Genomic DNA, 13,486 nt, shown 5'->3' with positions numbered 1-13,486 from the left:
TGTAGGTGGATCACCATTTAATGGGCTCCATTAAATGCTAACTACTAGCGAATGGCAACTGTAACATCGTGAGGTCTTGTGGGGAGGAGGCCGTTAGCAAAATACGAGCTGACGAACAGAAATATCCTAAAGGCTTAGCCTGGAGGCGAGGAGGCCAAGGACACCGAAGCCATGTGGTCTAGCGGGCAGAGTAAATTGTGCAGTTGGGTAGTGAAAGTTCACGTACTTATCTGGGGAGATCAGTTTAGCTTGCGGTTGTGAAGTTGTCGGCGTGGCCGATGACTCGGAAGTAGCGCACTGCCATGATACTCTACTCAAGTGAAGAGCTACTCGACACTATCGCTGGGTAGAGATTCATAACGGATAGGGAGCCGCCGATTGCGGACCCACACGATGGGTAATGTAGGGGCCGGTAGCTAGAACTACCGGCTACCCGATTTATGCATTTTTACCCATTTACTTGAGCATTATATTTTTTAAGCGTTGACATTATATCTTTGTCGGGGTTTTCCATCCCCTTGTAAATCAGCAACGCCTTTTCACAATGCTTCTTTGCCTTGGCAAGGTTATAGGTTGATTGCTCTTTGTCCGCATAAGCATGACATAAATGATACTCAGATTCATAATGGCCCAGAGACACAGCTTTTACCCAATACGAAACCGCTAGTTTTTGATTTTGTTTAATTCCGAAACCAAAGAACGTTAAGTACCCTAGATTATTTAGCACATCGACTTGTAAGCCCTGAAACTCTGGATCAACTTTTTTTAGATTAGATAGCTCCTCCCAAGACCTAGCTGATAGTTCATAGTCTTTATTTCGATAATGACATGTACCTGTGTAATATAGTTTTTCGGCAACATTTGAAGACTTCTCTAAGCCGATAGATTCTGGCCCACAATCTTCCTTTGATAACACGGGTGCCGAGAATAGAGCCAAAATTAATAATATTGAATTTCGCATGATTTTTCCGAAAATTACACAAAGTAAATTGTCTGGTGGAGGCCCGCTGGGCTGGAAAGAACTGCCTCGTCTTGGTACGTCAAGCATGAGCGCGGCCTAATGGGGTGAAAGTCCCCTGTAGGAAGATCACCGTTTAATGGGCGCCATTAAATGCTAACTACCAGCGAATGGCAACTGCAACACCGATGGGGAGGAAGCCGCTAGCAAATACGAACTGACGAATAGAAACATTCTATGCGGCTTAGCTGGGTGATTTATCGGGTAGGGTCAATAATGTAGTTGTGTAGTGAAAGTTCACGTTCTTATCTGAAGGGATCTGTTTAGCTTGCTGCTGTGAAGCTGTCAGCGTGGCCGCTGACTCGGTAGTAGCGCACTGCCATGATACTCAACTCATATGAAGACCTGCTCGACACTATCGTTGGATGGAGATTCTTTACGGATAGGGAACTGTCCATTGCTGGCTCGCACAATGGGTGGTGTGGGGATCGGTAGCTAGAAACTACCGACTACCCGATTTAGGGCTTTCACAAATCATCCTCTGTTAGTTTGGCCATAAAGTCATTAAAGGAATTTGCCACTGGGACAAATTCATTTCTCAACAGTTCGAACTTGCAATCTTCAGGCAAACTTTCAAAATTGTTTATGACTTGAATTGGTTCAAATTGAGCCAATTCATTTGTTCTCTTTACTTGGCCTTGATCAAAGCCATATTTTTCTAGAGTATTTAACAGTTTCTGGTCATAGTAACAGTAGCCATACTTCTCTAGCATAAATTTACGTCCAACTATCGAATACATATAGTTGTCATAATAGTAATAGACCTGACCAAAATCTCTTTGGTCAGTGGATATTGCAAAGAGACTACCAAATGATTCTTCCTCGTATGCAAAAGACATCATATTGTCAGGAAGAACATCAAAGTTTTCTTTAGAGTTTTCATTAGAGGCAAACAGTTCTGGCCAGTTTAAATTTGAAGGTTCATTACCGTCAAAGCGGTCATACCAAACGCCAAAAATGCCAGCCACATTTGCCTTTTGTATGAATGGCAAATCAGTTTTAATCTGGATTCCAATTTCCAAGTCTTCATCATTAGGCGAAAACAAACAGCCGTTTGTTTCTTGTAGAAAATCGCCATATTCCCTTGGAAATTTTTTGTATCCAAATCTTTCTTTAAGACGATTACTAACGTCCAAAATATCATCTGGAGTTAACGAAGGAAATTGAGGTATAACATCTATATTTTTAAACATATTTAGATTTCTTTAAAGTGTCCTAACAGGGCTAGCAGGGGTAGATAAAGCACGTAGCGGTTTGGCTGCCGCTCTGGCTGGCTTTGTTATACTAACCACTAGTTAAACTCCCTTGGGCAAGGCTCAGACGCACCTGGCAACATTGTAATAGTGGCGTTTCTATTAAAATCTTTCGAACTACCATTCTTGGTAAGATATGTGAAATACCCCTCTTTATATACACACCAATTCCAGAAATATACCTCTGCACCATGAATCATTCGTGCTTTAACTCTCCATTCCTTGATTTTGGGAAATACTGCCTCTCCTTTATAGTTAGTATCTATACTCATTCTTGTTTTTTCGAACCCGTAAGGATATGTATTTGAGACAAGCGTAACAGTCAGATCCTGTAGCGGCTCACCTGATTCGTTTTGAACTGTAATCATTGATGCTGGCTGTAATGTCTTGTTAATGGGATAACAGCCCGACAACAAAAACATAGCTGTCACGCTAATTAATTTTTTCATACTAAGAGCCATAACGTCTCTCGAAAGCCCTGCTCCGTCGAACGGTATGGCGAAAAACGAGGTACGCGATAGCGTAGAATACTGCGATACACAAGCCAGTGTCGCTGGCCACCATATCCCACAGCTTTGAGCGCGAACCCGGTTCCGTTAAAAGCAGTACAGGAGCCGCGAACTGGAAGAAGAAGTTGTGAGCAGCGTGGGCGATGGCGGCAACCCAGACTGAGCCGGAGCGCATTCTGAGCTCGCTGAATACAAAACTCATGGCGATAACACCGAGGCTATAGATCAACGCCATGAGCAACGTATAATCTGTCTGGTAGAAACCTCCGTAAGCAATGAGTGGAAGATGCCAGGACGCCCATACAAGTCCGCTGACGAGATAGGGGTTCTTAACACCACCACCTACCAACTTTGGCAACAGGAATCCTCGCCAACCGAGCTCTTCCCCAAATGCGCCGATCAGGCCGAGCACTAGGACGGATAGAAGAACAGGGCTGAGTTGGATCAGTTGTTCCAATGACACCAGCGAGAATTGCCGGATATCGAGGGCTGCAGATACCAGACTCGTTAGCAATACTAATAGGAATGGAATTGCGACGGCATAGACGTAGTAGCGTCCCTTTCCGATCCGAAAGCTGACATCTTCATATCCAGATTTCAGGATGAGTCTCAGCACTATGGAAAGAGCGCCAGGGATGCACATCAGGGCGACTATCCAGAGAGGGCCGAAGCTCCTGACACCCCCGCTGGCGATGATGAACGCCTCAAAGCTCCAGCTAATTACAAGCACTGAGACGATGAAGACTAATGCTTGGTTTCTGTCTCTCATCATACCTCCGTGTATTCAACGGCTAACGCTTTGCACGCTGGCGAGCGAAACGTAGTGTAGCGAGTCCAGCCCGCGCTTTTTGCGGGCGATTGTGTCGTAACTTGGTAGGCCCAGCATGGGCGTGAATTAATGGGCTGAAAGTCCCTTGTAGGAAGATTACAGTTTAATGGGTCCATTAAATGCTAACTACTAGCGAATGGCAACTGCAATACCGCGAGGTCTTGTGGAGAGAAAGCCGCAAGTAAAACTACGAGCCGACGAACAGGAAAATCCTATAAGGCTTAGCCTTCTGCTGTGAAGTTGTCAGCGTGGCCTCTGACTCATAAATAGGCTCAATCCGCTAGCGACCATCGCGTGGGTAGAAATCAAGTGGTGGAATATAGCAGCGCCTCGGTCAGTAATGATCAAGGTGACTAAACAGAAGTTAGCCGATGGCATAGTAGACAAGTGCCAGGATTAATACCTTGGACATGGTGAAGGCCTGAACCTAAAATCCACAAGTTAAAAAGACTGGGCTAGCTTACCGATATGTTTCCAGTCGGATAAAATTGAGGTGGCGCACTGCCATGACACTCAACTCAAACGAAGAGATGTTCGACACTATCGTTGTGTAGAGATTCATTACGGACAGGGAGCCGCCCATTGCGGGCCCGCAAGAGGGGTGGTGTGGGGCCGGTAGCTAGAAACTGACGGCTACCTGATTTAAGTGATGAAACATGCAAAACTAAATAGTATTTATGTTAATCTTCTTAACATAAATTAATTCACAAGCTCCTTTTCCAGTATCTTCACGAGTTTGTGAACTTTCCCAATACCAATTATCGGTGGTAGATTTTACGTTTACCAAACTCCCTGATATTTCTATAATATCTCCCTTACGAATTTCATCAATGAGGCCTTCTATAGCATCGTTACCAGGAATGAGGTGCATATTCGCACTATGGGTTTCAATTTCTCTTCTAGGTATTGGAAATGAGTCTACCCGCCACCAATAAAATCGACGTGATTGTGATATCTTAATTTTTTCTAGGACACTCTCATCAGACATATTTCCCCAACCTAATACTAAATCAGTAGGTGAAAGCTCTGCTTCTCGACCAGTACGATAGTTTTTCTTTGATAGTACTTTTGCTTTAATTCTAAATTCTGCAATTTCCGTAATATTGTATTTTCCAAAACTGAAACTAAAAATCGAGTCAATTTTCTCCTGCTGAGGTAGCTCAGGTGCCATTACACCAGGCCCAAACGACACCTCAGGTGAGTGGTTGTAAAATTTCCAAATTCCACCAACTATCAAAACTAAAAAAAGTGCTTTTTTCATATTTATCTAAGATTCACATAACGCTTAAAGCAAGCGCGTATTTATGCGTCGCCTTGCCTTTTTTTGGTGCGCCCAGCATGGGCGTGGACCAATGGGGTGAAAGTTCACACTAGGAAGATCACCATTTAATGGGTCCCATTAAATGCTAACTACCAGCGAATGGCAACTGCAACACCGTGAGGTCTTGTGGGGAGGAAGCCGCTAGCAAAACTATGAGTTGAGGAACAGAAACATCATACAAGGTTTAGCCTGGATGCGAGGTGGCCAAGGACACCGAAGTCGGGTGATCTAACGGGTGAATTAAATGGTGCAGCTGTGTAGTGAAAGTTCGCGTTCTTATCTGGGGAGATCTGTTTAGCTTGCAGCTGTGAAGTTGTCAGCTTGGCCGCTGACTCATAAATAGGCCCAGCCCGCTAGCCACCATCGCGGGGATGGAAAGCAAGTGGCGGGACATAACAGTGCCTCGGTCAGTAATGACCAGGGTGATTAAACAGAAGTCAGCCGATGGCATTGTAGCCTAATATTAAGATTAATACCTTGGACAGGGTGAAGGCCTGAATCCAAACTCAACGAGTTAAAAGGCAGGGCTAGCCTACCGATATGATGCCAGTCGGATATAAAATTGACGTAGCGCGCTGACATGACACTCAACTCAAGTGAAGCGCTGCTCGACACTTTCGTTGGGCAGAGATTTATTACGGATAGGGAGCCACCCATTGCGGACCCGCGTGATGGGTTGTGTGGGGGCCGGTAGCTAGAAACTACCGGCTACCCGATTTATGTATTGGCTGCATTGTAGGCACAATTTTAATTTTTTATTGAAATCAATGTTTACCCTTAATCTTGGTAACTATCTCATTAATTAATTCAGCAGGTAATAACGATTTAGATAAGTACTGCTGCCCCCCAGATTTAGCTACCAAAATAAGCCCTAAATCGGTTTCAATAATACGCTCGATATCTGCCCACAACAGAGCTGTTATCGTATAAGGATTCTGTGTCTGGATTCCATTCTTATCTATGGTTAATTTAACTTCACTACCGGCACTTTTCCCAAGCATTTGCCGTGCTAACCACCAAGCTCGTCGAAATCGAATGTGAATCAGTTCCAGCACGCCTAATGCAATTAACGTGCAACCTGCGATCTTAGGTTGCTCAGTAAATAACAGTAATCCCGCACCAGAAGATAATAATAATGTAGGAAGAAGATAATTTGGCTTGACGTTTTTCCCATAGGGGAGAGACTGATCATAACATTCGGCAAGGTAATCTCTAGATAAGGTAAATTGAGTATTAAAAGGCTGCATAAAAACAACTTATTGCGTTTGGTAAATTTGTCGTAGCACTACAGTGAGTGTCAGGATGATTCTTTAAGCTGATGTCAATTACGCCACATCTCTCATAAGACCTTGACTTAGCCCCAGATAACGCCTTTAACAACGGCAAATTACGGAATCGAAGGCGTAGTAATTTGTCCGCTTGCCTAAATTTGGCACGCCCAGCATGGGCGTGGACTAATGGGGTGAAAGTTCCGTGTAGGAAGATCACCGTTTAATGGGCGCCATTAAATGCTAACTACCAGAGAATGGCAACTGCAATACGGTGAGGTCTTATGGGGGGAAGCAGCAAGACTACGAGCCGGCGAACGGAAACATCCTATAAGGCTTAGCCTGGAGGCGAGGTGGCCAAGGATACCGAAGCTGGGTGATCTAACGGGTGGAGTCAATGATGCAGTTGTGTAGTGAAGGTTCACGTTCTTATCTGGGGAGATCGGTTTAACTTGCTGTTGTGAAGCTGTCAGCAGGGCCGCTGACTCATAAGTAGGCCCAGCCCGCTAGCGACTATCGCGAGGATAGACAAAAGTGGTGGGACACAGCGGCGCCTCGGTCAGTAATGACCAAGGTGATTAAACAGAAGTCAGCCGATGGCATAGTAGCCTAATGCTAAGATTAATACCTTGGATACCGTGAAGGCCTGAACCTAAATCCATGAGTTAAAAGACAGGGCTAGCCTACCGATATGTTTGCAGTCGGATAAAGTTGAGGTAACGCACTGCCTTGACACTCAACTCAAACGAAGAGCTGCTAGACACTATCGTTGGGTAGAGGTTTATTACGGATAGGGAAGCGCCCATTGCGGGCCCGCACGATGAGTGGTGTGGGAGTCGGTAGCTAGAAACTACCGGCTACCCGATTTATGCATTATTTTGACATCAAAACCAAAAGAGTTGCTAAAACTGCAGCCCAAAAAGGTTTTGCTAGTTCTCTACCAGCAACTAATTATTCGCGATCCACTCCTGTCCCTTTAACCCATACGAAATAATACTCGATGAAAAACCAAATCGGAGGGGCGAAAATCCAAACTCCTAAAATAACGTGAATATATTTGTATTTTTTAAAACTTCCAAATAAATAGGACAGTCACCGATCTTGTTTGTGAATGACTGTCCATGTTGTTTTGTGAACTTCCCTTAAAGACTTCAAACCATATGATTGTTACTGGGCAGTCCGTAATGAGCTGGTCGATCACAGCAAGCCACCCACCGAAAACGGTCAGACCACCAACAGAATGACCAGGAGACGTACTCAAAATTGTGTCCGGCGGTTTCCCAATGGATCAAGACTTGAGGCTCACCAGCATCAGGTACCGAACACCACAGTCCTCCATCGCGTATAAGCTGAGTTTCATCAACGTCGCCACGTTTGATATTCCGGCTCTCAACAGCATTAACATTTCTAAAAAGCTTGAATTTAATTATGTATCTTGTGTTCGCGGTAATAGGCGATTCAAACCCACTGGTAGAGAGGTAGAATTGTCCCGCTGGTTTGGTATGGCCTTCCGCAAAATAACGATCGTTAGTGCCGTGGTAGAACAGTTGATCTGAGTGAAATTTTACGCTCATAAGTATTACACCTTTGAACAGTAAATAGAAAATTATGGTATATGGTAGCCAACCATAGATACAAGGTATAAGAACTTTAACCGCTATATTTCTCTACTTCAATGGGGGCCGCCAGTTTGAAATTTGCTGTAAAATACAAACGTTATTTACTTTTGAATCTTTATCTTGACGGGTTTCAAACTCGCCAGATTGATAGTTCAGCGTCGTATATCCCACACCTGCTTTTTGTATTTAACCATTCAATTCTCCTCTATTTAATTCGAGTACTTAGTGTAATGCATAAGAGTGTTGAAAAATATTATCATTACCACCATGAGGAAATTGGTTTATTTAATGTGTTTTTACATGACTCCTCAATAACCCGCAGCTGTAACATAGCGAAGCGGGTTGTAAGCTGTCGGGCGCCGAAGGCACGTAATTCATTGACTGGTACACCCAATACGGGCGTGGACTAATGGGGAAAATGGGGTAAAAGTCCCTTGTAGGAGTATCACCATTTAATGGGTTCTATTAAATGCTAACTACCAGTAAATGGCAACTGCAACACCGTGAGATCTTGTGGGGAGGAAGCCGCTTGTAAAGTTATGAGCTGACAGACCGAAATATCCTAGAAGGCTTAGCTTGGAGGCGAGTTGGCCAAGGACACCGAAGACGGGTGATCTAGCGGGTAGAGTCAATGATGCAGTTGTGTAGTGAAAGATCACGCTCTTATCTGGGCAGATCTGTTTAGCTTGCTGCTGTAAAGCTGTCAGCGTGGCCGCTAACCCATAAGTAGGCCCAACCCACTAGCCGCCATCGCGGGATAGAAAAAAAGTGGTGGAACACAGCAGCGCTTCGGTCAGTAATGGCTGAGGTGATTCAACAGAAGTCAGCCGGCGGCATAGTAACCAAATGCCAAGATTAATACCTTGGATAGGGTGAAGTCCTGAACCCAAACTCCATGAGTTAAAAGGCAAGGCTAGCCTGCCGATATGTTTCCAGTCGGTTAAAGTTGAGGTAGTGCACTGCCATGATACTCAACTCAAATGAAGAGTTTTTCGACACTATCGTTGGGTAGAGATTCATTACGGATAGGGAGCTGCTCATTGAGGGTCCGCATAATGGGTGGTCTGGGGTCCGGTAGTTAGAAGCTACCAGCTACTAGCTACCAGATTCAGTGCTTTTCTAGCCGCGCCTCAATTACTTTCAATGCTGCCCTATTTTTTGTTTTCCTCTTTAGCTCAGGTAGGCGTCTTAAACCTATACGCTTATCTGAAGCTCGAAATATGTTAATCAACCCCCAATGGTCATTTTGAAAATTCTTTGACATCAGCTCATCTTTTGGAGTGTCAATATACTCTCGTATTAGATTGGAAATATCTGGAACATCACTGCCATAAGGATACCACTTAGTATTTACTCGTTTAGGATGATTCTTCCCAATAAAATCTCTTGGGTAGTCCCAGATTATCTCCTTGCCTAATGTAATCCAATATCTAGGAATATCGGTAGATCCCATTTGTGAATCCATTCTATAGGCTCGGCAATGCAATTGCAGATCAAGTCCATCTGCTCGCAGCAAATAAAATTCCTTCTGCAGTTTACTCCAAGGTCTTCCCATTACTTATATCTCTATAGTACTAATGTCGCCAACACGAACCGAAATGGAGCAGCGAAGCTTCGGAATGTAGGTCCAGCCAGCTTTTCTGGCGATCGTACCTGGTATTGCTATAACTTACCTGACACATACTTTGAGCCTAGGTAAAAAAACACTGCGCTAAATAATAATGGGACAAATAAACTAAACCAATAATACCCACCCAATACTACAGACAGAATACCCTCCATTTGAACAGCACCCAGCCTGACAGTAATCAAAGCCAACAACACTAATGCCGACACCAATGATATTTTAAGCTGAGAGGACGACAAATTTGCCAAGCCTATAAAGATACCAAACAACGCCCCTTTAATAGCAAAACTTGTAGAATCCATAGGCCAGCATCCATATTCTGATTGTTCGCAGGGATGATGAAACATCACATGCGAAGAACCATAAATCATGTCTCCTACGAAAAAAGCTAACCAAGGAAACAAAATTACAAACAAGTACTTTATGTAGGTCACAGAGCCCTCATGAGTTATAAAGCTGCCAGCATGGGCCGAAATGAAGCAGCGAAGCTACCGAATGTAGGTCCAGCCAGCTTTGCTGGCTATCGTGCTTCGCCTTAGTACGCCCAGTATGGGCGTGGGCTAATGGGGTAAAAGTTTCCTGTAGGAAGATCACCATTTAATGGGGTCCATTAAATGCTAACTACCAGCGAATGGCAACCGCAACACCGCGTGGTCTTGTGGGGAGGAGGTCGCTAGCAAAACTACGAGCTGACGAACAGAAGCATCTTATATGGCTTGGTCTGGAGGCGAGGTGGCAAAGGGCACCGAAGTCGGGTGATCTAACGGGTAGAGTCAATGATGCAGTTGTGTAGTGAAAGTTCACAGTCTTATCTGGGGAGGTCTGTTTAGCTTGCTGCTGTGAAGCTGTCAGCGTGGCCGCTGATTCATAAGTAGGCCCAACCCGCTAGTCACCATCGCGGAGATAGACAAAAGTGGTGGAGCACAGCAGCGCTTCGGTCAGTAATGGCTGAGGTGATTCAACAGAAGTCAGCCGGCGGCATAGTAACCAAATGCCAAGATTAATACCTTGGACATGGTGAAGTCCTGAACCCAAACTCCATGAGTTAAAAGGCAAGGCTAGCCTGCCGATATGTTTCCAGTCGGATAAATTTGAGGTAGCGCACTGCCATGACACTCAACTCAAATGAAGAGCTGCTCGACATTGTCGTTGGGTAGAGATCCATTACGGGTAGGGAGCCGCCCATTGCGGATCCCTGGATGGGTGGTGTGGGGGCCGGTAGCTAGAAACTACCGGCTACCAGATTTATAGCTTTATCACAAATTTGTCAGACTCTAGCTTCTTCGAGACAAGGTCAAAAACTTTGTAGCGAAGTTCATCTGACACTTGAACAAGCAAGCCCAACGTCTGTTTATCTGAGAAATACTCGTACTGGATGATTTTGTTTAATCCAGTATCAAGGCACTCAAGGGTTGTTCCATCGGTGGCGCTGACACAAGCGCTTACCCCTTCGGATTTAGGGCTAATCTCCACATATATGTAGTCGGATGTCGATTCATTTGTTTGATCATCATATGTTTTAAGAATGCGATGATTAATAATTTGAGAGTTATTGTCCGGAAGTAACCATGTAGGTTCCTCTCCGATTTGACTTAAGAAAAGCAGGTTTCGAAGGGTTCGGCTATATCCACCAGACTTTAAAACACCGTCACGCTTTGAATAGACACGTATATACTGGATTCCTTTGTCTCGAATTGTTTCTACATCTGAAAGCTCGATTATTTCTTTAGTTTCTTTGTCAGGAGTTGCGATTTCTACCGCATTTCTCCTTGTGTTTTTCGTTATCTCTTGAAAGATAAAAAAAGCCCCAATTAATGAAGTAATCAATAATAGTAGAAAGAGTATTGAGTTAACTCTGTTGATTGTTAGAAATATCTTATTATTTTCCATATCTATCCTTGGTTATAACCACTAAAACAGGCACGGCTGGAGCGTAGCGTAGGTCGTCCTGCGAAGGGGCAAAGGCCCGAAGCAACCTGCTTGTACTTGGTACGCCCAGACGGGGGGCAACTAATGGCGTGAAAGTCCGTAAGTTGTCCGGCCCCGAAGGCGCGTAGTTAATTGATTTGTTAAGACTTAGCGCTAGCGCTACCATGCCGTGATTAGCCCCCAACCAATGGTTGGCCCTAGAAAAAACGCAATTATATACCGCCAACGAAGACCTACAGCTTTTGGTAGAAAAAGTCCTAAGAGAAAGCCTATGCCTGCCAGAATACAATATAAAAATAACCCCATTGCAAAAGAAGCCAAGAACATCGAAGGCTCTTCTGAGGGGAAAATGTAATGATCGATAACACCAATAATTAGGAATAGAACCATAGGGGTAACTGCCCCTAGGACAGGAGCGACCAAACTACGTTTAGTCGGTTTCGTTACTATGAGATAAGCCAAAAGCGTTAGAAGACCGAACTCTATCAGCATTGACCCAGTTGTTAAGAGTATATCCATATTCCTCCAAAGGCTTAACGCTATGTTCAGAGGCCTATTCAAGCAAAGCTTGAGCGAGGCCGTAGGTCGGAACGTACTGCAACCTTTTGTTATGCCTATACTCTATAGTTGTCTTTACCTGTCCAGCCCACTGTACCACTACAACTACCAGATTTGACTCGAACCTTTACCCATGTGATTAAACCTTCAGTATATTCGTTCAGTAGATCAACTTTAGAACCGGATTCAGCTTTACATAAAACAGATGAATTCAAGTTAGGCTCTAACCATAACCAACTGTTACTGCCGTTTTCATGATTTAAGTGAGGAACAGAATTTGACACAGGCTGATGCAAGGAAATACTTACATTTATATCTTTAGTAAGCATGCTTAATACCTGGACCTTACAAGTGTTGGCGTCTTTCATTGCACTAGCAAGATCCTTTTGTCTAACACCCAACCAGCTCTCTTTGGTTACGTTGCTATTTATATCGCCACTAAGATCACCTAACTTCTTGAAAACACCCTTTAGTTTTGCATTGGCATCTGCTGACAAGTGCACTTTTGAGTAATATCCTAACTCCGAGGGTGACTGACATATAGCGTTTGCTGCTGCTGTTAACTCGGATATTAACTCAATTCCTGCATTAGTTGATGCATTTACATTACTGGTAAGAATAAAATGCAACGGCATAAGTAACAAAATTATTTCATCTTTTCTCATTTAGATCTCCTTTCCTTTTTTTGCATAATGCTTAAAGCACCGGCGTGGCTTTATTTGTTAGGGCTGCTCTAGTTTTGGCAATCGCACTAGTCGCTTGCTTTGCGTGCCACTTCTTACCGAGACTATAAAGAACTACCATTTCTCCAAGATCCGCTTTACCGCCACGACACCAACCTAATTTCACTTGAACAAGATTTTCTTGGCTGCCCTTCAGGGTCTCATATACCTTTATTCGGATTACTCTTTCCGCTCCACGAACTAAATAATCTTCTTGTTCTTTACTTAACACTCGATGTTCCAACTCAGGGATAGATATGCTAGACACTCTGCCAATATGAACTTCTTTGGCATTTTCAGCCCACTGTTCTGGGGTCCAATTTAGCTCCTGACATGTAAGTGCATCTTGAGCGAAGAAAGCAAGTATAAGGGTCAATAAAATTTTCATTTCAGGTTTATAATCCTAACGCCCACAGCGTAGGCCGTCTTGCGGAGGCCCGGAGGCCCGGAGGGCCGTAGCAACGTGCCTGTGATTGTTAGAGCGGTGCTTGCCCGTGAAACCCGACATAGAGCCACTTTAGATTCTTAGGCATTACTTCCCAGTACGGCCGAGCATTATCGCTATTTACTTGCCAAAACAGATTCTCTAAGAACGCGACGTCAATTGCTTTCATTATTCCACTTTCACCGTGCTCGTACTCTGAACTAATGGTTTCAAGGAGTGCCTGATAATTATCAGCTGCCACTTTATTTTTCATTTCACTATTCATGGCATTCGCTAGTGATTCAAACTAAGAATATGAAGAGAATTCCGTTTGACCAACCTGTTCCAATAGTCATCATATAACTTGTCAGCATGTGCTGATATTTCAGGATAGGCTTCCTTAATTTGT

The 13,486-nt window shown here is 44.0% G+C and carries 13 protein-coding genes and 1 pseudogene; all 14 read right to left on the bottom strand.

What is annotated here, in order from left to right:
- Window positions 1–448 precede the first annotated feature (448 nt).
- On the bottom strand, window positions 449–961 hold the full coding sequence (locus ABWV76_RS18095) for an SEL1-like repeat protein (RefSeq protein ID WP_353376860.1): 513 nt from the start codon (window positions 959–961) through the stop codon (window positions 449–451).
- 524 nt (window positions 962–1,485) lie between these two features.
- Entirely contained in the window at window positions 1,486–2,211 is a 726-nt protein-coding gene (locus ABWV76_RS18090; protein ID WP_353376859.1) for an SMI1/KNR4 family protein, read from the bottom strand.
- 98 nt (window positions 2,212–2,309) lie between these two features.
- On the bottom strand, window positions 2,310–2,720 hold the full coding sequence (locus ABWV76_RS18085; RefSeq protein ID WP_353376858.1) for a hypothetical protein: 411 nt from the start codon (window positions 2,718–2,720) through the stop codon (window positions 2,310–2,312).
- Window position 2,721: 1 nt separating this feature from the next.
- On the bottom strand, window positions 2,722–3,552 hold the full coding sequence (locus ABWV76_RS18080; protein WP_353376857.1) for a CPBP family intramembrane glutamic endopeptidase: 831 nt from the start codon (window positions 3,550–3,552) through the stop codon (window positions 2,722–2,724).
- Window positions 3,553–4,273: 721 nt separating this feature from the next.
- Window positions 4,274–4,870, bottom strand: coding sequence for a hypothetical protein (locus ABWV76_RS18075; protein ID WP_353376856.1), 597 nt, complete (start codon window positions 4,868–4,870; stop codon window positions 4,274–4,276).
- A gap of 824 nt (window positions 4,871–5,694) precedes the next feature.
- On the bottom strand, window positions 5,695–6,177 hold the full coding sequence (locus tag ABWV76_RS18070; protein ID WP_353376855.1) for a YcxB family protein: 483 nt from the start codon (window positions 6,175–6,177) through the stop codon (window positions 5,695–5,697).
- A 1,172-nt stretch (window positions 6,178–7,349) separates the two neighbouring features.
- Window positions 7,350–7,772: a hypothetical protein gene (locus ABWV76_RS18065; protein WP_353376854.1), complete on the bottom strand. Its 423-nt coding sequence runs from the start codon at window positions 7,770–7,772 to the stop codon at window positions 7,350–7,352.
- A gap of 1,153 nt (window positions 7,773–8,925) precedes the next feature.
- The gene (locus ABWV76_RS18060; RefSeq protein ID WP_353376853.1) at window positions 8,926–9,372 is read right to left on the bottom strand and encodes an SF0329 family protein; all 447 of its coding nucleotides are present in this window, start codon (window positions 9,370–9,372) and stop codon (window positions 8,926–8,928) included.
- Window positions 9,373–9,479: 107 nt separating this feature from the next.
- Window positions 9,480–9,878, bottom strand: coding sequence for a hypothetical protein (locus ABWV76_RS18055; protein ID WP_353376851.1), 399 nt, complete (start codon window positions 9,876–9,878; stop codon window positions 9,480–9,482).
- A gap of 611 nt (window positions 9,879–10,489) precedes the next feature.
- The gene (locus ABWV76_RS18050) at window positions 10,490–10,630 is read right to left on the bottom strand and encodes a hypothetical protein (protein WP_353376850.1); all 141 of its coding nucleotides are present in this window, start codon (window positions 10,628–10,630) and stop codon (window positions 10,490–10,492) included.
- A 59-nt stretch (window positions 10,631–10,689) separates the two neighbouring features.
- Window positions 10,690–11,334: a hypothetical protein gene (locus tag ABWV76_RS18045; protein ID WP_282951430.1), complete on the bottom strand. Its 645-nt coding sequence runs from the start codon at window positions 11,332–11,334 to the stop codon at window positions 10,690–10,692.
- Between the two features lie 653 nt (window positions 11,335–11,987).
- Window positions 11,988–12,596: a hypothetical protein gene (locus ABWV76_RS18040; RefSeq protein ID WP_353376849.1), complete on the bottom strand. Its 609-nt coding sequence runs from the start codon at window positions 12,594–12,596 to the stop codon at window positions 11,988–11,990.
- Between the two features lie 31 nt (window positions 12,597–12,627).
- Window positions 12,628–13,041: a hypothetical protein gene (locus tag ABWV76_RS18035; RefSeq protein ID WP_020412222.1), complete on the bottom strand. Its 414-nt coding sequence runs from the start codon at window positions 13,039–13,041 to the stop codon at window positions 12,628–12,630.
- 88 nt (window positions 13,042–13,129) lie between these two features.
- Window positions 13,130–13,372 (bottom strand): annotated as a pseudogene (locus ABWV76_RS18030) (DUF7674 family protein); the annotation flags it as partial.
- Window positions 13,373–13,486 lie beyond the last annotated feature (114 nt).

This window comes from Microbulbifer sp. NBRC 101763, from assembly GCF_040371615.1.
Taxonomy (GTDB): Bacteria; Pseudomonadota; Gammaproteobacteria; order Pseudomonadales; family Cellvibrionaceae; genus Microbulbifer; species Microbulbifer variabilis.
The sequence above is the reverse complement of the archived record's forward strand: the minus strand, read 5'-3'. Positions and strand labels throughout refer to the sequence as shown.

Bases quoted from the DNA above. Each gene is read 5' to 3' on its own strand.
- ABWV76_RS18095 (WP_353376860.1), bottom strand. From the start codon at position 961: ATGCGAAATTCAATATTATTAATTTTGGCTCTATTCTCGGCACCCGTG.
- ABWV76_RS18090 (WP_353376859.1), bottom strand. From the start codon at position 2,211: ATGTTTAAAAATATAGATGTTATACCTCAATTTCCTTCGTTAACTCCA.
- ABWV76_RS18085 (WP_353376858.1), bottom strand. From the start codon at position 2,720: ATGAAAAAATTAATTAGCGTGACAGCTATGTTTTTGTTGTCGGGCTGT.
- ABWV76_RS18080 (WP_353376857.1), bottom strand. From the start codon at position 3,552: ATGATGAGAGACAGAAACCAAGCATTAGTCTTCATCGTCTCAGTGCTT.
- ABWV76_RS18075 (WP_353376856.1), bottom strand. From the start codon at position 4,870: ATGAAAAAAGCACTTTTTTTAGTTTTGATAGTTGGTGGAATTTGGAAA.
- ABWV76_RS18070 (WP_353376855.1), bottom strand. From the start codon at position 6,177: ATGCAGCCTTTTAATACTCAATTTACCTTATCTAGAGATTACCTTGCC.
- ABWV76_RS18065 (WP_353376854.1), bottom strand. From the start codon at position 7,772: ATGAGCGTAAAATTTCACTCAGATCAACTGTTCTACCACGGCACTAAC.
- ABWV76_RS18060 (WP_353376853.1), bottom strand. From the start codon at position 9,372: ATGGGAAGACCTTGGAGTAAACTGCAGAAGGAATTTTATTTGCTGCGA.
- ABWV76_RS18050 (WP_353376850.1), bottom strand. From the start codon at position 10,630: ATGGGCGGCTCCCTACCCGTAATGGATCTCTACCCAACGACAATGTCG.
- ABWV76_RS18045 (WP_282951430.1), bottom strand. From the start codon at position 11,334: ATGGAAAATAATAAGATATTTCTAACAATCAACAGAGTTAACTCAATA.
- ABWV76_RS18040 (WP_353376849.1), bottom strand. From the start codon at position 12,596: ATGAGAAAAGATGAAATAATTTTGTTACTTATGCCGTTGCATTTTATT.
- ABWV76_RS18035 (WP_020412222.1), bottom strand. From the start codon at position 13,041: ATGAAAATTTTATTGACCCTTATACTTGCTTTCTTCGCTCAAGATGCA.